The organism is Clostridium estertheticum subsp. estertheticum, assembly GCF_001877035.1.
Lineage (GTDB): Bacteria > Bacillota > Clostridia > Clostridiales > Clostridiaceae > Clostridium_AD > Clostridium_AD estertheticum.
In genome coordinates, this window is record NZ_CP015756.1 from 3,756,245 (window position 1) to 3,774,696 (window position 18,452).

17 protein-coding genes are annotated in these 18,452 nt (G+C 31.0%); 3 read left to right on the plus strand and 14 right to left on the minus strand.

Annotated elements, in window-relative coordinates:
* Positions 1-37: 37 nt before the first annotated feature.
* Positions 38-742, minus strand: coding sequence for an RNA polymerase sporulation sigma factor SigK (gene sigK / locus A7L45_RS17585; RefSeq protein ID WP_071613989.1), 705 nt, complete (start codon positions 740-742; stop codon positions 38-40).
* An 89-nt stretch (positions 743-831) separates the two neighbouring features.
* Complete coding sequence (locus A7L45_RS17590; RefSeq protein WP_071613990.1) at positions 832-1,254, minus strand: flavodoxin domain-containing protein; 423 nt, start codon at positions 1,252-1,254, stop codon at positions 832-834.
* A gap of 353 nt (positions 1,255-1,607) precedes the next feature.
* Between A7L45_RS17590 and A7L45_RS17595 the strand changes: the two genes are divergently transcribed.
* Complete coding sequence (locus tag A7L45_RS17595) at positions 1,608-2,783, plus strand: hypothetical protein (protein WP_071613991.1); 1,176 nt, start codon at positions 1,608-1,610, stop codon at positions 2,781-2,783.
* A 99-nt stretch (positions 2,784-2,882) separates the two neighbouring features.
* Here A7L45_RS17595 and A7L45_RS17600 read toward each other — a convergent pair whose 3' ends face one another.
* From A7L45_RS17600 to kdpF, 7 genes are all read right to left on the minus strand, one after another.
* Positions 2,883-4,676, minus strand: a complete 1,794-nt coding sequence (locus A7L45_RS17600; protein WP_207647745.1) for an ATP-binding protein — start codon at positions 4,674-4,676, stop codon at positions 2,883-2,885.
* Positions 4,677-4,754: 78 nt separating this feature from the next.
* Positions 4,755-5,849: a universal stress protein gene (locus A7L45_RS17605; protein WP_071613993.1), complete on the minus strand. Its 1,095-nt coding sequence runs from the start codon at positions 5,847-5,849 to the stop codon at positions 4,755-4,757.
* Positions 5,850-5,914: 65 nt separating this feature from the next.
* Positions 5,915-6,535, minus strand: a complete 621-nt coding sequence (locus A7L45_RS17610) for a response regulator (protein WP_071613994.1) — start codon at positions 6,533-6,535, stop codon at positions 5,915-5,917.
* 88 nt (positions 6,536-6,623) lie between these two features.
* Positions 6,624-7,262 (minus strand): potassium-transporting ATPase subunit KdpC, encoded by a 639-nt coding sequence (kdpC, locus tag A7L45_RS17615; RefSeq protein ID WP_071613995.1) that lies wholly within the window; start codon positions 7,260-7,262, stop codon positions 6,624-6,626.
* A 29-nt stretch (positions 7,263-7,291) separates the two neighbouring features.
* On the minus strand, positions 7,292-9,346 hold the full coding sequence (gene kdpB / locus A7L45_RS17620; protein ID WP_151553969.1) for a potassium-transporting ATPase subunit KdpB: 2,055 nt from the start codon (positions 9,344-9,346) through the stop codon (positions 7,292-7,294).
* A gap of 16 nt (positions 9,347-9,362) precedes the next feature.
* Positions 9,363-11,042 carry a potassium-transporting ATPase subunit KdpA gene (gene kdpA, locus A7L45_RS17625; protein ID WP_071613997.1) on the minus strand — a complete coding sequence of 560 codons (1,680 nt, stop codon included), beginning with the start codon at positions 11,040-11,042 and terminating at the stop codon, positions 9,363-9,365.
* Between the two features lie 26 nt (positions 11,043-11,068).
* Entirely contained in the window at positions 11,069-11,152 is an 84-nt protein-coding gene (gene kdpF, locus A7L45_RS24320; protein ID WP_071613998.1) for a K(+)-transporting ATPase subunit F, read from the minus strand.
* Positions 11,153-11,607: 455 nt separating this feature from the next.
* Here kdpF and A7L45_RS17635 point away from each other — a divergent pair, with 455 nt between their 5' ends.
* The gene (locus A7L45_RS17635; RefSeq protein ID WP_071613999.1) at positions 11,608-12,252 is read left to right on the plus strand and encodes an MtnX-like HAD-IB family phosphatase; all 645 of its coding nucleotides are present in this window, start codon (positions 11,608-11,610) and stop codon (positions 12,250-12,252) included.
* Positions 12,253-12,322: 70 nt separating this feature from the next.
* On the opposite strand, the gene A7L45_RS17640 is transcribed toward A7L45_RS17635, so the two are convergent.
* The 3 genes from A7L45_RS17640 to A7L45_RS17650 all read right to left on the minus strand — a co-directional run bounded on the left by A7L45_RS17640 (position 12,323) and on the right by A7L45_RS17650 (position 14,829).
* Entirely contained in the window at positions 12,323-13,156 is an 834-nt protein-coding gene (locus A7L45_RS17640) for a deoxyribonuclease IV (RefSeq protein ID WP_071614000.1), read from the minus strand.
* A gap of 39 nt (positions 13,157-13,195) precedes the next feature.
* A complete protein-coding gene (locus A7L45_RS17645; protein ID WP_071614001.1) occupies positions 13,196-14,272 on the minus strand; it encodes a M24 family metallopeptidase in 1,077 nt (358 codons plus the stop codon).
* Between the two features lie 149 nt (positions 14,273-14,421).
* Positions 14,422-14,829 carry a DUF6465 family protein gene (locus A7L45_RS17650; RefSeq protein ID WP_071614002.1) on the minus strand — a complete coding sequence of 136 codons (408 nt, stop codon included), beginning with the start codon at positions 14,827-14,829 and terminating at the stop codon, positions 14,422-14,424.
* Positions 14,830-15,209: 380 nt separating this feature from the next.
* Between A7L45_RS17650 and A7L45_RS17655 the strand changes: the two genes are divergently transcribed.
* Positions 15,210-15,428 (plus strand): hypothetical protein, encoded by a 219-nt coding sequence (locus A7L45_RS17655; protein ID WP_071614003.1) that lies wholly within the window; start codon positions 15,210-15,212, stop codon positions 15,426-15,428.
* 71 nt (positions 15,429-15,499) lie between these two features.
* Here the strand turns inward: A7L45_RS17655 and A7L45_RS17660 are convergent, their stop codons facing one another.
* Together A7L45_RS17660 and A7L45_RS17665 are read right to left on the minus strand one after the other, a co-directional pair.
* On the minus strand, positions 15,500-17,116 hold the full coding sequence (locus tag A7L45_RS17660) for an ABC-F family ATP-binding cassette domain-containing protein (protein ID WP_071614004.1): 1,617 nt from the start codon (positions 17,114-17,116) through the stop codon (positions 15,500-15,502).
* Between the two features lie 133 nt (positions 17,117-17,249).
* Positions 17,250-18,443 carry a DEAD/DEAH box helicase gene (locus A7L45_RS17665; RefSeq protein ID WP_071614005.1) on the minus strand — a complete coding sequence of 398 codons (1,194 nt, stop codon included), beginning with the start codon at positions 18,441-18,443 and terminating at the stop codon, positions 17,250-17,252.
* Positions 18,444-18,452 lie beyond the last annotated feature (9 nt).

Consider the following 18,452-nt stretch of genomic DNA (forward strand, 5'->3'; position numbering starts at 1 on the left):
TTAATATTACTACCCTAATATTATTGTGTAAACTCATTTATTCTAGAATATTATTACCTAATTCCTTATTCAACTTCTTAAGTACTCTCTTTTCAATTCTAGATATATATGACCTCGAAATCCCGAGTATTAATGCTATTTCTCTTTGAGTTCGAGGTTTACCATCAAGTAATCCATAACGCATTTGAATTATTACTTTTTCCCTCTCCTTCAAAACTACATTTATCTTACTATAAAGCCTTTTAATTTGTATTTTATTCTCTACTATATCGGTGATAGAGTCTTCCTCACTACGTAATACATCCATAAGTGATACCTCTTTTCCCTCTTTATCCTTGCCAATAGGGTCTTGCAGATACACTTCCCTTTTTATTTTCTTGTTACTGCGAATTAACATGAGTATCTCGTTTTCTATGCACCTTGCAGCATAAGTAGCGAGTCTTATTCCCTTATTCATATTAAAGGAATCAATAGCTTTTATAAGTCCCACCGTTCCAATAGATATGAGATCATCTACATCCTTTCCCGGGTAGGAATATTTTTTTACTATATGTGCAACCAGTCTCAAATTTCGTTCAACGAGTGTTCCTTTAGCTAATAAATCACCCTCCGCAAACTTTGTTAAATAATATTTTTCCTCTTCCTCACTTAGTGGTTGAGGAAATGAATTAGTACCAGTTATATAAGCTGTTAAAAATGTAATATTTCCTATCATATCTAATAAACTATTTATGGAAAACACAGTGTTCCTCCTACTAGAGCTTATAGATATAATATGATTAATTATTTGTTTTCATGTTTTTAATATTTAAATTTCGTTCTTTAATAAGCTTATCTAAAGTTATTTATACTTGTAATGTCGCGAGCAAATTGTTTTGCAAGCTCTAGATCATCAGCATTTGGTCTTCCTTTATGAAGTTTTAAGAATTCTCCCTTACAATGAAATTCATTATCATATACAAAAATATTTTTAGCCCTTAGTAATTTCTTTATTTCTGGGTAAGCAGATTTTACAACTGCTGTTGTACTAAATATTGCCACCTTCTTTACTGAACAATCTAATCCAAGTATAAACTTTTTTAATTTGTTATCAACTCCTGCCCAGTACATAGCTCCTCCTAAAAACAAAATATCTGTATCACCAGGCACTGCTTTTTCAATCGTCTCTGCAACGACTCCTACTTCTTTAGCTATAGCATCTGCAACTTTTTTTGTATTTCCTGATTTCGATAAATATCTTATTTGTATATTCATTATAAAACTCCTTTTTATAATATTATAATTCTTAAAGCAAAAAAAATACACTAAAACATTGCAACATCCTTATCTTTCTCTGGACTATATGCATTTCTATGAAAAACTCTAAAATAAGTAATTGCTTGTATATTATAAACTTATTCATTTTTTACACTGATTGTATTTATTGATTAACTTTGGTAATATAGTATGTGGTCTTGCTTGTATAAGCTTGCCTGTAAAAATGCGAATAATTATATTAAATTTTCGCCACAAAATGTGGGGTTATATTTATCGAGGTCTATCCCTTAGATAAAATTGTTGTAATTATATCACTTTTTTAAATAAAAGAAATGAGATGATGTTTACGAATGAAAGCTCAAAGAAAGATTTTATTATTATCACTAATTGTACTAGTTTTATCATTTACAGCTTGTTCTAAAAAAGTTGCAAATAAAACAGTACCTGCTACAACTGTAGACAATAAAAAAGCAGTAGCTACCGCAAAACCAGCTTCCGTAGCCATATCCAATGATTTATATCAATATCAGGTATTAATAAATGGTATCTCATATTCTCTTCCAGCTGCATTTTCTACCTTTGAAAAAAACGGATGGGTAGGCGAAGATTTTCTTAAAAGTACGTTGGCACCAAATAAGTATAAGATAGTATCCTTGAAAAAGGGCGAACAAACAATGATGATAAGTATAGCAAATTTTGGGACAGATGTATTACCACTTTCAAAATGTCTTGTTGGTGCAATTACAATAGATTCAGAAAATATAAAAAAGGGAACAACTATCTCCATTGCAAAAGGAATTACAATCGGTTCTACAAACGCTGAAGTACTTGCAGCATTTGGTAAAGCTTCAAGCCAATATAATGGAGATACACGGATTAAACTAACCTATAAATCAGGTACCTATTCAAATTATGAGATTTCAATAGATACTAAAACTAAGAAGGTATATTCTATTAAGTTAGAAAATTTAGCACCACCTGCAAAAGCAGCAGCTAAATCAACTGATACAAACATTCCTGAAGCTGTTAAAAATTATAAGGCACCTTCAAGTGTAGGCAAAGATTTATTATCTTTTCAAGTTAAGTATGGCGGCAAATTCTATAAATTACCAGTACCTATTACTGAGCTAATAAAAAATGGTTGGGTACTTCAATCAACTAGTTCTAAAGTTATTCCAGCAAAATCTAGTACCGTTGGCGTTAAATTAAGAAAAGACAATCAGGTGCTAAGAACTCAAATTAAAAACTATAGCGACAAGGGACAACCTCTAAAATACTGTTTTGCAACTTATATTGAGTACTACAATAACGGTGCAGTGATTGATCTAGAATTACCAAAAGGAATTTCCCAGAAATCTACTCTAGCTCAAGTTACTGCCGCTTATGGCAAGCCTACTAAAGTAGATTCAAGCTCACTCTTCAAATATTATACATACGGAAAAATATTTGAGCAAGTTGTCTTTATGACTAAAGACGGTAAAATCGAAAAAATCGAAGTAAATTATGCACCAAAAAATCTTAATTAGTATGAATAACAAGAAATATTAAAAGCACATATATAACGGGGGTAGTTCACAATTTGAACTACCCCCACTCTTTTTATATTATCCCTACTATTAATATTTTTATTTCTCCATAGGTAACGTAAATATAAAATTACTCCCCTTATCAACTTCACTTTCACAATAAATTGTTCCATCATGTGCTTCTACAATTCCCTTTGCTATAGAAAGCCCAATCCCCGAACTCAAAAATTCTGTATCATAGGCACTTATCTTAACAAACTTTTCAAATATTTTCTCATGATATTCTCTAGGAATTCCCTTACCGTTGTCTTTAACAAAAACTTTCATTTTTTCTCCATCTATAAATGCACCTATAGTTATTTTCCCACCTGAATTCGTATATTTAATAGCATTAGAAACTAGATTATTTAATACCCATGTTATTTTCTCTTTATCTACAATTACATTATATAAATCAACTTCTACACTATTATATAAAGTAATTCCTATATTTCTTGCCTGTACCTCATAATTTTTAACACAATCATTTGCAATTTCAGCTATCGAATATGCTTTTATATTATATACAGCTTGATCCGACTGTATCTTTGAAAGTCTTAGAAGATCACTAACTAGATCTGTAAGCTTTTCAGTCTCTTCTTTTATTGTATCTAAAAGCTCTTCCTGTTTTTTATTTATAGATCCTAAATTTTTCTCAAGTATTAAGCCTACACCCATCATAATCGAAGTAAGTGGAGTTTTAAATTCATGAGAAATTGTAGCTATAAAATCTGTACGCACCTTTTCAAGTTCCTTATATTCTGTTATATTTTTTAAAAGTATCACTATAGCATTAATTTTATTCTCTTTATCATAAACTACAGTTACTATAATATTAAAAAAACAAGTTCTATCATTTACCTTGAGGCTTATTATCTTTTCAGTAATCGGAACTTTATTGTCTACCACACAAAAAATATAATCATATAATTCCATATTTCTAATGGTCTCTAAAAAATGACTATTAATTACATTTTGTTCTAATACTCCGAAAATATTTTCGCAAGACTCATTTAATAATTGAATTTTATAACTAGCATCAAGTACTATTAATGGATCTGTTATACTTTTTACAATTGCAATAGATTTATTTCTCTCTGAAAGTAACTTCCCGGTAGTACTCTGCTCAAATTCGTAAAGCCTATTTGTCATATTATTAAATTCCATTGCAAGCATTCCAATTTCATCCTCATTTATCACAGGTGCTTGTTTATTAATTTCTCCTTGTTTAACTGATTTTATAGTTTCAGTGAGTAGATATATAGGTTTTAAAGACTTATTTGTAAATATAAGCGATATTATTAATCCTATAATTGCAGCTATGGATGAAATTAGTAATATAAAATGCATTGCATTTAATGCATTACTTTTTGCATTATCCCTCCCTTTAAACATAGCTTTCTCATTAAGTTTCGCTAAAATTCCCAAATCGGCTTTAACCTTAACTACAGAGGGATAAATTTTAGAATTGTAAAATTTCATATTCTCTTGGTTTGTGTGAGAAGTTTGATATTCGTGAAATTTTGAGAAAGATTTAACAAACAGAAGATAGTCCTCACTTATTTTATTAGTGTTACTCGCTTCACCAACTTCAGTTATATTAGTTTTTGCAATATTAAGCCACTTATAAAATTCTTCATTGTTATTATAAATAATATCTATTGCACTTTTATTTTCAAAAGCAATATATCTAAGAATTGTCTTATCTTGAGTTTCAATAACCTCAGTCATTTTAGTTGAAGCATCGATACTCTTGTAATTATTTGTTATTAATCCATCTATCTTTCCACCTACTCTGTATATGTTAAAGCTTGAGAGCAGTCCAATCATTACTATAACTAAAACTAAAAACACATTAATAGTTACAATTTTGCTTTTTAATGTTTTAATAAAACACACCCCCTTAAATTCAATATACCCCTTAATTGTATTCTAGTGAACGGGATCTGCAACCACAAGCACATCAATATATTTGGTATCTCTCATTATTGTCCTAACAATTGAACCCCTTAAAATCTCATGAAATCTAGTTCTAGCAGATGGGCCTATAATTATCTGAGTTATATTATTATTTGTTGCAAACTCAATAATAGGTCTTTCACGATGTTTTGATCTTTCCACCTTAAGTTCCACATCAAGCTTCTCACATAACTTTTTTAATTCTTCTAATTTCTTTGACTCTTCTATTCCATAATTATAATGTTTACTTACAGTTAGAACATAAAATTCTGCTTTTAGCATTTTTGCCATTCTATAACCGCGCCTAATTAAGTATTCTGCATTAAAATTAAGATTAACACATACCAATATTTTTTCTTGCGCTCCTATTAATCCAGCTACCTTCTTTTTATTCTTGTATATTACAAGTTTTTCATCCACTTCATTTGCAACTTCTCTTAAGGTAAGTTCTCTTAATGCGGTTAGATTTCCTATTCTAAAAAAGTTATGCAATGCAGCCTCAATTTTATCCTCTGAATAAACTTTCCCATCCTGTATTCGCCCGCGGAGTGCATCAGGCGATACATCTACAACTTCAATTTCATCTGCGATGTCAATAATTTTATCTGGCAACGTTTCTTTAACCTTAACTCCAGTCATTCTACTAACATGATTATTTAGACTTTCTAAATGCTGAATATTAACCGCCGTCATTACATTTATGCCATTATCTAATATTTCTAGAACATCTTCAAAACGCTTTTTATTTCTAGATGTAGGCACATTAGTATGTGCTAACTCATCTATTATAACAAACTCTGGCTTTCGTGCTATAACTCCATCGATATCAAGTTCTTTTAGATTAATTCCTTTATATTTTATTTCTTTTAAAGGAAGAATCTCTAAATGTTTTATTTGTTCTTCTGTTCCCACTCTTCCATAAGTTTCTATTATACCTATTATAATATCTATATTGCTTTTTTTCATATCATTAGCATCATGGAGCATTTGATAACTCTTGCCCACACCTGGAGCACCACCAATATATATTTTTAACTTTCCTCTGCTTTCTTTTTCATAAGCCTCCATCTACTATCACATCCTAAACATATTTTCATTATCAATATAATTTCTGTATAATCATTATATTATGTTTAAATATGTGAATCATTAAATAGTTCATAAATATTATTAAATAATTCTGCTTCATCAAATTTATTTAAGTTCTTATTTACCTCACTTATTAAATTATAAATTTCTTTGTTATAAGGGTTTGTTCCGAGTACTATTTTTAAAGTATTATGTGCTTCTTCAAATTTTCCCTCTTCAAGCAACTTCTTTGATTTTGCTATTAATATCTCTTCTTCTAAATCTTTCGAACTTTCAACAAAACTTTTATCAAGGTTTTCGTTTGAAGTAAATATTTCTTCTAAAACAGAAGTAACTCTATCTGGCGAAAATGGTTTCTGAAGGTAAGCTGCAGCTCCAAGTTTTGTACAATCAACAGCATTTTTTACCGTAGCAAATGCAGTCATAATAATAACGGGACAATTAAAACCCATATCGCGGATTATCTTTAATACCTCAGTTCCGCTCATTTCCGGCATTCTTATATCCAAAAATATTATATCAATACTTTGCTTTTCTTCTTTTAATATATCTATAGCTGATTTACCGGAATCCGCAGTAAGAACTTTGTAACCTTTTAGTTCAAGACATGTGGTTAATAACATTCTTATATTTTTTGTATCGTCTATTACCAAAACCTTTTTCATATTATTCACCTACCTCATTAATTTTATTGTTCACATAAATCTAAGATTGTACTAAAATAATTACATTATATAATAAATATTTTCCTTTTTAAAGTGTGCCTTTGCTTTTTAATATATTAGCTATATCTAAATTAGCTTTTAATACATTCACTCTTGGTTCCCCAAATATGCCTAAAGTTCTTCCTTGTGTATTGTTTAATATAATATTATTTAAATCTGTTGAGCTAATATTAGTAGCCTTTGCAACAGCTGATACCTGTATCTTAGCAGACTGGGGACTAATATTAGGATCAAGTCCTGAAGCAGAACTTGTTAACAAATCAGTAGGTACATCTCCTGCTTTTAACCCAGGATGACTTTTTAAAAAATCACCCATATCTTTTCTTACTCTATCTATTAAAACAGGATTTGATGGGCCAAGATTAGACGACCCAGAAGTTACACCTGTATATGCAATATTACCTTTACTATCAGGCTTCAAATCTGCTTTTGTATAGGTATTATAATTAGAATTTGAAACTCTAGAGCGAAAAAACCTTTTATCAGTAAAACTTTGCCCTATAAGCCCTGAGCCAACCTCTTTCCCATTAAAACTAACAATACTTCCATTAGCCTTTTTATTAAATAACACTTGGCTTATTCCAGTCATAGCTAGGGGGTATATTAAACCACATATAACAAAGAGTACCACACTTAATAATACCGATTTTTTTAACATATCTTTCATTTCTATCTCTCCTCATATAAAACCTCAGATTATCCTAGGTTTAGAATTCTAAGTAACGGCGTAACTGCTAAATCTAATAGTTTAATTCCTACAAATGGAGCAATAAGTCCACCTAATCCATAAATTAATAGATTTCTGCGAAGTAAGGCTTCTGATTTCATTGGTGTATATTTTACACCTTTCATTGTTATAGGAATTAAAGCTGGAATTATTATAGCATTAAATATTAAAGCTGATAGTATAGCACTATGAGGCGTTGATAATCCCATAATATTTAGTACATTCATCCGTGCTATTCCTACTGCAAACATAGCAGGAATAATTGCAAAGTATTTTGCTACATCATTTGCTATACTAAAAGTAGTGAGCGCTCCTCTTGTTATAAGGAGTTGTTTACCAATTTCTACAACCTCTAATATTTTTGTAGGATCTGAATCAAGATCAACCATATTTGCGGCTTCTTTAGCTGCTGTAGTTCCACTATTCATTGCAATTCCTACATCTGCCATAGCTAGTGCTGGGGCATCATTTGTTCCATCCCCTGTCATAGCAACAAGCTTACCTAAATCCTGCTCTTTTTTAATTACAGCGATTTTATCTTCTGGCTTGCATTCTGCTACAAAATCATCTACACCAGCCTCCCTTGCTATAGTTGCTGCAGTAAGAGGATTATCTCCAGTACACATAATAGTTTTAATACCCATTTCGCGAAGTCTTGCAAACCTTGCTGTAAGACCAGGTTTTACGGTATCTTTTAAGTAAATAACACCAAATATCTCATTTCCAACGCAAACAGTAAGTGGTGTACCACCGGCACTAGCAACTCTTATTACAGCAGCTTCTAAATCTGTAGGAGCTTTTCCATTGATTTTCTCCACATATTTAATTATAGAATCTGATGCGCCTTTTCGAATTTGGACTCCATTTGATAGGTTCATACCGCTCATTCTTGTCTGCGCCGTAAACTCTACAAATTCAGCATCTTTATAATCATCTTCATTAATTGAAACTCCTTGTTTCTTTGCAAGTTCAATTACTGACTTGCCTTCTGGAGTTGTATCTTTTATAGATGAAATTAAAGCTTCAGTCCTAAGCTCTTCTAAAGTATGTCTTCCCACCGGTATAAATTCAGCTGCAAGTCTGTTACCATAAGTTATTGTTCCAGTTTTATCAAGAATCATTGTATCTACATCTCCACAAGCCTCGACAGCTTTACCTGACATTGCAATTACATTAAATCTTGTTACTCTATCCATTCCTGCTATTCCGATTGCTGAGAGAAGTCCTCCGATAGTTGTAGGAATAAGACAAACAAGTAGTGCTATAAGTGTGGATACCTGAATAGTAACTTTAGAGTAGTTAGCCATAGGATATAAAGTTACTATAACAATTAAAAATATTATTGTTAAAGCTACAAGTAGCGTACTTAACGCAATTTCATTTGGCGATTTTTTCCTTGAAGCACCTTCAACCAATTTAATCATCTTATCTAAAAATGATTCTCCCGGAGTTACTGTTATTTCAACTTTAAGCCAATCACTAACAACCTTTGTTCCACCTGTTACAGATCCAAAATCACCACCTGATTCCTTAAGTACAGGGGCCGATTCTCCAGTAATTGCAGATTCATCAACTGATGCAAGTCCTTCAATTACCTCCCCATCATTAGGAATAAAATCACCAGTCTCAACAAGAACTATATCTCCCTTTTTTAGCTTAGCAGCATTTATTAATTTAAAATTCCCTTTTGAATCTAATAATTTTGCAATTGCATCCGTTCGGGACTTTTTTAAACTTTCGGCTTGAGCTTTTCCTCTTCCTTCAGCCACTGCTTCAGCAAAATTTGCAAACAGAACTGTAATAAGTAATATAAATGATACAAGTCCATTGTATCCTCTAATATTTTCACCTTTATCACCAAATACATATGGGAAAAAGGTTAGAAATAAAGTTATTACAAACCCAATTTCAACTACAAACATTACAGGATTTTTCATCATGTATTTAGGATTTAATTTTATAAAAGCACCCTTAATAGCATCTTTGAGTATATCCCCAGTTATAATTTTTTTCTTACTCATAATATATCCAAGCCCCTTTCTAATGACCTAGCATTAAATGTTCTGCTATAGGTCCGAGTGTAAGTGCTGGCAAGAATGTCAAAGCACCTATTATTATTACAACACTAATTAAAATCACTACAAATATGCTATTATCTGTTCTAAATGTAGCCATAGTTTCAGCAGCAGCATGTTTAGATGCAAGAGAACCTGCAACAGCCAGTAGTATTATTATTGATAAATATCTTCCAAGGAGCATCACAATACCAGTTGTAGTATTCGCAAACATTGTGTTTCCATTGAAACCTGCAAATACTGAACCGTTATTGGCCGCCGCCGATGTAAATTGATAAACTGTTTCAGTTAGTCCATGAAAGCCCGAATTTGTTATTGAGCTAAGTCCCATTTTTGTTGAAAGTGCCACAGCCGATGGAAATAATATTATAAATGGATGCACTAGTATTGCAAGTGCAATCAGTTTTATCTCTTTACCTTCTATTTTCTTACCTAAAAATTCAGGTGTCCGTCCAACCATTAACCCTGCAATAAATACTGTGATTATTGCATACATCATCATATTCATAAAACCTACACCTTTACCACCAAAGACTACATTGAGCATCATATTCCATAATGGTACAATTCCTCCCAGTGGCATTAGTGAATCATGCATAGTATTCACAGTTCCAGTGGTAAAAGCAGTTGTAATAGTAGTAAATAATGCTGATGCTGCGATTCCAAATCTAACCTCTTTACCTTCCATATTACCCATAACTTGACTTAGCCCAACATGGGCTAAATTCGGATTTCCAGCTTTTTCTGACATGTATATAATAGGAATCATCATTACAAGTAGGACCCCCATTGTAATAAAAATCATTAAGCTTTGTTTTTTATTTTTAAGCATTAATCCAAAGGCAATAACTAATGCTCCAGGTAATGCCATCATTGAAAGTAATTCAACTAAATTTGAAAAGGCCGTTGGATTTTCAAAAGGATGTGCAGAGTTTGCATTAAAGAACCCTCCACCATTTGTTCCTATATGCTTTATTGATTCAAGGGATGCAACTGGTCCCATTGCAATATCTTGATATTTACTTTCTATTGTTGTTATAGTTTTATTAGGGGCAAGAGTTTGAGGTACTCCTTGCGATACTAAAATCACTGTAACAAATATTGATAATGGAAGTAAAATTCTTGTAATTATTCTTGTCATATCTACGAAAAAATTGCCAAGTGTCCTTTTTTTGCCAATAATTCCTCTCATAAATGCACTTGCAGCAGCAAAACCAGTAGATGCAGATGTAAACATTAAAAAGGTCATTACTCCCATCTGACTTAAATAAGATACTCCTGATTCTCCAGCATAACCTTGTAGATTAGTGTTTGTTATAAAACTTATAGCTGTATTAAATGATAAATCTGGTTTCATTGCTGTTATATTATTAGGATTTAGAAAGAGTAAATTTTGTATTCTTAAAATAATATAAGCACATAAGCACATTATTGCATTTGATATTATTATTGCGAGGATATATGTTTTCCAGTTCATTTCCTCATTCTTTATTCCAGTTACTTTAAAAATTAAATTATCAACTTTGTTAAGCAATGGATCTACAAAACTTTTTTCTCCACTTAGAACATAGTAGACATATCTTCCTAAAGGAATAATAATTAAAACGAAAATAATTAACGGTATAATAATTTGTATAACATCCATTTAATAGACCTCCTTGTGAAATGTCGTTAAACTTTTTCTGGATTTAAAAGTGCATAAAACAAATAAAGAAACAGCAATATTATAATTATTATTAACCCAACCATATACATCCTCCCTTAATAAAACTAAATCTTTTAATTTTTGCTATTTACTGCAATATCGCATAAAGAGATTATAATCCCTATTAGGATTTTACTACAGCTTCGATAAAGCTCGCTTAAAATGTTCTTGCATCCATTTTTGCTCATTATAACAAACTATATGCTCCGCTCATACTTCTACCTCTATTATTGACGCTTCTCCTTGCTATTACGTTTATTATTTAATTTTGAAATTAACTTAATGTAATTAATAAAAAAATAAGACAGGCAAGAGATTTCTCTTTTGCCTGTCTATTTAATATATTTATGTATAAAATACATTTTTTAATAATTCTACACTAACTGAGATTATATAACATCATATATGATAACTATCAAACATTACATATCTTCGTTTTTTTGTTATACTATTATTGGAGCTGTACAAACTAACTCTACAATAAGCTTATGAGGAGATTAATAAAATGAAAGATTTTGCATTTATATCCGATTTTGATGGAACCCTTACTAAAAAAGATTTTTATAAAATATTATCTGATACATACTATAAAGAAGAACTTTCACCCATATTTAAGTCTTGGAAAAATGGAGAAATGAAGGACAGAGAATATTTGAACTATGTTTTTAATAACGTTAATAGAAATGAAGAAGAGCTTCTCGAAGATATTTTAAATATTGCCTTTGATCCTACCGCTATTGCTTTCATTGATAAGGTTAAAGCTGCTGGTGGAGATTTTATTATTATAAGTGCAGGAACAAATTATTACATAGATAAGGTACTTGAAAAAAATCATATAGAAGGGGTAGATGTTTATTCAAATAAGAGTGTTTTCAAAGACAATGGAATTCACTTTGATTTAAATGAACATGATGAATTTTACTCAGACTTATATGGCATTGATAAATTAATTGTTGTTGAAAAATTAAAAGTTAATTATAAAAAAATTTTTTATGCCGGTGATAGTACCCCTGATCTTAAACCTGCATTAATTTCTGACGCTGTTTTCGCTAAAGGAAAATTAGTAAATCTTTTGAAAGAAAAAAACAAAGATTTTATAGAATTTGAAAATTTCTCAGAAGTTTGGGATAAGTTAAAGATACACTTATAAAAAATACACTTATTTACCTAACATTTTGCTTAAGTAAATAAGTGCATTTTATTTTAAATTTTCTACATTATTAGTCTATGTAAACTTCTCTTAACATCTTAATTTCTTTTGCATGTCCTTCTAATTCATTAGGTGTTTCTAAATAAAATGGTAAATGTCGCAGCTTCGGATGGTTAATAATTCTAGTAATCGCCTCTATTCCGATAGATCCTTCGCCTATTGTTTCATGACGATCTTTATGACTTTCAAATGGATTTTTGCTATCATTTAAATGAATTGCATATAACTTATCAAGACCTATAATTTTATCAAATTCATTTATGACTCCATCTAGATTATTAACTATGTCATAACCAGCATCATATACATGACAAGTATCAAAGCATACACCCATTTTCCCATCTAGTGTAACTCCATCAAGTATTTGTTTTAATTCTTCAAAAGTCCTACCTACTTCTGTTCCTTTACCAGCCATTGTTTCAAGAAGTACAGTAGTTGTTTGTTCTGGCTTTAGTATAGAATTTAGCATATTTATAATATATTCTATTCCAATCTGCGTACCTTGTTTTACATGACTTCCTGGATGGAAATTATAAAAGCTGTTTGGAAAAAATTCCATCCTTTTTAAATCATCTTCCATAATCATTCTTGCAAAATCTCTTGTTTTCACATCAGCAGAGCATGCATTTAATGTGTATGGAGCATGTGCTAGAATTGTAGCAAATTTGTTTTCTTTTAGTATTTCGAGAAGCGCCACTACATCATTTGGATCAATATCTTTTGCTTTACTACCACGAGGATTTCTAGTAAAAAACTGGAATGTATTTGCTCCTATGCTAAGAGCATCTTCCCCCATAGCCTTATAACCTTTAGATACCGATAAATGACAACCTATATTTAACATACTTATTCCTCCAATAAAAACTTATAAATATATCTTACCCTATTCTACAATAATTAAGTCTTTTGTATAATGGTTTAATACCTCACAACCATCCTTAGTAACTATTACTAAATCTTCAATACGAACCCCAACGTCACCTGGTAGATAAATACCTGGTTCAATTGAAAAAATTTGTCCTACCTGAACTTTATCAGTATTCGAAGCGGAAACATCTCCAAAGTCATGTACTTCTATTCCTATTGAATGTCCTAATCTATGTGTGAAATATTTTCCATAACCTTTCTCTGTAATATACTCTCTAGCCGCAGCATCGATATCACAAAATCTAACTCCCGCTTTAACTTTGGCAATTCCTCTTTTATTTGCTTCCTTAACAATGTTGTAAACTTCTCTACTGTGGTCTGATACTGTTTTATAAAAAACAGTCCTAGTCATATCTGAGCAATATGAATCTTTTTTGCATCCGATATCAATAACTATACTGTCACCTTCTTTAACTTTTGACTCATCCATTTCATGATGAGGGTCAGCAGCATTTGCACCATAACCTATAATTGGGTCAAACGAATGTCCCTGAGTGCCCATATCATCCCATATATCTGAAAGTAACTTTCCCATCTTTTTTTCAGAATATTTTTTAGGAATGAGTTTTATCATTTTATCAACAGCAATATCATTTAGTTTTGACGCCGCTCTCATTAAATCTTTTTCATTCTCATCCTTACACATTCTCACCCTATCTAAAATCTCAGATCCATTAACAAATGTGCTACCGCCTTTGAGCTTCATTAACTTTATTAAGAAATGAGCTGGCCAATTTTTATCTATACCCATTGGCGCATCTTTATCAATGTTTTTTGCAAGAATTTCTACTGGATTCTGAGTATCATTAAACCATATTTTTTCTACACCTAAATCTTCATTTATAGGGAATAACTCATTAATAAACAATTTATTTTGTCCATCTAAATTAATATAGAGCACAATCATTCTCTCTCCAGATAAAATCCATTTCCCTGTAAGATAGAATATAGCCGCAGGATCAGAAACTATCATTTGAGGTATTTTATCTTTTGCCATAATTTTCAAAACTTTGTTAAGTCTTTCCTTTAACATTAAAATCCCTCCTAATATATTGTGTTATCCTACTTTCAATCTATCATAAAATTTAAATAATGTACATGGTTTTTCATATATTTAAATGAACTCAACATTTAAAACAAAAAAGGCCCCACTAAGCCTTCTCTACTTTTAGTGAATTTATATTAAGATAATTTAATATTTATTTTAATTTCTCCATTTACCAAACAGTAGGCTGTATCCTCTTCAACCTTTATATATACATCTAAAGTCTTAAGTTCTGTAATCTTATGAGATTTTGTCCATTCTTTATATACTTCTTCTAGTATTGTTCCTTTTGAAATCTCTTTACCCTGATATTGCACATATAAACCAACATCAATTTTCTTAGATATTGTTCTTTTAGCTGCTGTCTTTTTTACAGCAGTAGTTACCTTCTTGGCTTTTGATTTAACATTTTTTGCAACATCTTTTACCCCGTTAATAGTCTTTTCAACATTTTCTTTTGTGACATCAGACACTATTGTTATTGCCTCTTCTGTTCCCTCACTAGTAGCTTTTTTATCAGAAGCTAGAGTATTATCTTTTTCCATATTATTTACCTCCATTTATAAAAATTTTATATGCTACTTACTATATTCTATATTTATTTTATAAACCCTTTTTTTAGGATAATATTGTAAATATCATAGTATTAATTTATGTTATTCTTTACTTTAAACTATAAAATTTTATGATTAATTTGCTTAAGATTTACATTCACACTTGATAAGCTGTGGAATATATTAAAGTACACCTATAACTTAATTAATTTCACAAATATGCATTAGGAATTACATTGCCTCTATGTGATCCTATAATGCTAAGCTAGCCTAATACTTAAGTTAAAGTATAAGATTCTTATTAGAGTGCCCGATTAATTTACTTTAGTAAACTCTTAAACTTTTACTTACTAAATAAGGAGGTTGTTTATATGAGTCATAGACATAACAATAATTGTTGCTGTAAACCTGTTAGTTGCTGTAAACCAGTTTGCAACTGTGAAAATAACTGTGGAAATGGATGTGGTGGTGGCTTCGGTAATTGCGGAGCTGGCAGTGGCATTTGGATACTTCTATTACTATTAGGTTGTGGCGGCATCGGCGGGCGTGGTGGACGTGGCTGCGGCGGTGGCTTTGGCGGATTCTTTTAGTTAGTTTAAAAAGGCACTTCTAATAATATTATTAGAAGTGCCTTCATTCATTTATTTATTTATTTATTTATTTATTTATACATAAGTTCCAATTCTTTTTGAACTTCATCATTTTCTACGAATTCATCATAGGTCATTATTTTATCCATTAATCCCTTAGGAGTAATTTCTATTATTCTATTTGCAACTGTTGCAATTAGCTGTGAGTCATGAGAAGTTAGTAGCATGGTTCCAGTATAGCTAGTTAATCCATTGTTTAAAGCGGTTATAGACTCTAAGTCTAAATGGTTAGTAGGTTCATCAAGAATTAATACATTAGCATTACTAAGCATCATTTTAGATAACATACATCTAACCTTTTCTCCACCAGACAACACACTAGCTTTTTTAAGAGCTTCTTCTCCTGAGAAAAGCATTCTACCTAGGAAACCTCTAATAAAGCTTTCAGCCTTATCCTCAGAGTACTGACGAAGCCAATCAACTAATGTACAATCTACTCCATTAAAATATTCAGTGTTATCTTTTGGTAAATAGGCTTGAGTTGTAGTAATTCCCCATTTAACTTCACCACTATCAGGCTCCATCTCTCCCATTAATATCTTAAATAATGTAGTTTTAGCTATTTCATCAGCTCCTGTAAATGCAATCTTATCTCCCTTACTAACTATAAAAGATACGTTATCAAGGAGAATTTCTCCATCCACAGTTTTACTTAAATTTTCAACTGTTAATAAATCATTTCCAGCTTCTCTTTCCGGTTTAAAACCAACAAACGGATATTTACGAGAAGAAGGTTTTATATCATCTAAAGTCAATTTATCTAATTGCTTTTTACGAGAAGTAGCTTGCTTTGCTTTAGACGCATTAGAACTAAATCTTGCAATAAAGTTCTGAAGTTCTGCAATTTTTTCCTCTTTTTTCTTATTTTGATCCTTAGCCATTTGAAGGGCTAACTGACTAGACTCATACCAAAAATCATAATTTCCAACAAATAATTGAATTTTACTAAAATCTATATCCGCAACATGAGTACATATTTTATTTAAAAAATGTCTATCATGAGAAACAACTATGACAGTACTCTCGAAATTTAGCAAGAAACTTTCAAGCCAATTTTTAGATTTTATATCCAAGTTATTTGTAGGCTCATCTAGTAATAGAATATCAGGTTTTCCAAATAGTGTTTGGGCAAGAAGAACCTTGACCTTTTCTGATCCTGTTAGTTCCTTCATTTTTTTATTTTGAAGATCTTCATTTATTCCAAGTCCCATGAGTAGTGTTGAAGCTTCTGATTCTGCTTCCCATCCATTAAGTTCTGCAAATTCACCTTCTAGTACTGAAGCTCTAATTCCATCTTCATCCGTAAAATCTGATTTAGCATATAATTCATCCTTCTCTTTCATTATCTCAAACAATCTTACATGTCCCATCATTACTGTATTAAGAACTTCATTTTCATCAAATTCAAAATGATCCTGTTTTAAAACTGCAAGTCTTTCTCCTGGTGTTATGAAAACTTCACCTGTATTTGCTTCAATTTCGCCTGATAATATCTTAAGAAATGTTGATTTACCAGAACCATTAGCGCCAATTAATCCATAACAATTACCAGGATTAAATTTTATATTAACATTATCAAATAATTTACGTGCACCATATCTTAAACTTATATTATTTGTACTAATCATATATTTATATATACCTCCATATTAACTGAAAATTCCACACATACCATATGTAGTCTTTTCACAAAAAATTTTAATTTAATTATATCATAAACCACTAAGTTATTATACCACATGCAAGGAAACTAGGCTATTGCTATTTATTATCAGTTCTAGTATTATGGCTTGCATTCCTATCTTTAGCTATAATTTGGGGTTCAGTAATCTCCCCCCTATGGATTTCTTTTTGAGTAATTTCTATATTAAAATCTCTTTCATAGTTTTTAATAAGATCTAGTTCTCTCTCTACAGCTATTGATAGTGCTAGGCCATACTCTCCCATTCTTCCTGTTCTACCTACTCTATGCAAATAGTCTTTCGAGTTTTCTGGTATATCAAGATTAAATATATGGGATACTCCTACTATATCAAGACCCCTAGCTGCTAGATCAGAAGCCACTAAGAGTTGGATTTTGCCTTCATTGAAATCTTCAAGTGCTTTCTTTCTATTTTCTTTTTCAGATGATCCATGTATTCCCTCTACTTTTAAATTATGATATCTAAGTTTTGAAGTTGTAATCTCTACCTCATCACTTTTATTTATAAATATTATTGCCTTAGAAGGTTTAGTAGCACTTATAAGTTTCCGTAGAAGCTCAATTTTATCTCTTCTTTCTACTACAAAATATATGTGCTCTATATTTGGGTTTACAACACTTTTATCTCCTACTTTAATAACCTCGGGATTCTTCATTAAAGTTTTAGCAATTTCAACTACTTTAAGTGAAATCGTAGCAGAAAATAGCATTATCTGTCTATCACGAAGTGTAGTTTTTATTATGGCCTTTACTCCATCTATGTTATTCTCATCTATCATCCTGTCGCCTTCATCTATTACTATAGTTTTGACAAAGTGTGATTTTAGTTTCTTCATTGTTATAAGTTCTAAAATTCTTCCAGCAGAGCCTACTAATATATGAGGTTTTTGCTTAAGGGACTCGAGTTGCCTTTTAATATTAACATTTCCTATTATACTAGTTGATCTAACTTCACTCCTTGAGTTAACTGATAACAATTCCACCTGCTTATATATTTGCATTGCAAGCTCATGAGTTGGCGCAAGTATAATTGCTTGAATATCCTTTGATGTTACATCTATTTTTTGAAATATAGGTAATAAGTAAGCTAAAGTTTTGCCAGTACCGGTTTCTGACTCTCCTATGATGTCCGCGCCATCAAGTCCCATTGGTATAGCCTTTACTTGGATCTCTGTAGGACTTTCAATGCCTTGTTTAATAAGACCTTCTATAAGATTTTGTTCTAATCCTAGTTCATTAAATAATTTTTCCATGTTTTCTCC

Excerpts from the sequence above, each read along its gene's own strand:
- A7L45_RS17590 (WP_071613990.1), bottom strand. The coding sequence starts at position 1,254 with ATGAATATACAAATAAGATATTTATCGAAATCAGGAAATACAAAAAAA.
- A7L45_RS17595 (WP_071613991.1), top strand. The coding sequence starts at position 1,608 with ATGAAAGCTCAAAGAAAGATTTTATTATTATCACTAATTGTACTAGTT.
- A7L45_RS17605 (WP_071613993.1), bottom strand. The coding sequence starts at position 5,849 with ATGGAGGCTTATGAAAAAGAAAGCAGAGGAAAGTTAAAAATATATATT.
- A7L45_RS17610 (WP_071613994.1), bottom strand. The coding sequence starts at position 6,535 with ATGAAAAAGGTTTTGGTAATAGACGATACAAAAAATATAAGAATGTTA.
- kdpC (WP_071613995.1), bottom strand. The coding sequence starts at position 7,262 with ATGAAAGATATGTTAAAAAAATCGGTATTATTAAGTGTGGTACTCTTT.
- kdpA (WP_071613997.1), bottom strand. The coding sequence starts at position 11,042 with ATGGATGTTATACAAATTATTATACCGTTAATTATTTTCGTTTTAATT.
- kdpF (WP_071613998.1), bottom strand. The coding sequence starts at position 11,152 with ATGTATATGGTTGGGTTAATAATAATTATAATATTGCTGTTTCTTTAT.
- A7L45_RS17635 (WP_071613999.1), top strand. The coding sequence starts at position 11,608 with ATGAAAGATTTTGCATTTATATCCGATTTTGATGGAACCCTTACTAAA.
- A7L45_RS17640 (WP_071614000.1), bottom strand. The coding sequence starts at position 13,156 with ATGTTAAATATAGGTTGTCATTTATCGGTATCTAAAGGTTATAAGGCT.
- A7L45_RS17645 (WP_071614001.1), bottom strand. The coding sequence starts at position 14,272 with ATGTTAAAGGAAAGACTTAACAAAGTTTTGAAAATTATGGCAAAAGAT.
- A7L45_RS17650 (WP_071614002.1), bottom strand. The coding sequence starts at position 14,829 with ATGGAAAAAGATAATACTCTAGCTTCTGATAAAAAAGCTACTAGTGAG.
- A7L45_RS17655 (WP_071614003.1), top strand. The coding sequence starts at position 15,210 with ATGAGTCATAGACATAACAATAATTGTTGCTGTAAACCTGTTAGTTGC.
- A7L45_RS17660 (WP_071614004.1), bottom strand. The coding sequence starts at position 17,116 with ATGATTAGTACAAATAATATAAGTTTAAGATATGGTGCACGTAAATTA.
- A7L45_RS17665 (WP_071614005.1), bottom strand. The coding sequence starts at position 18,443 with ATGGAAAAATTATTTAATGAACTAGGATTAGAACAAAATCTTATAGAA.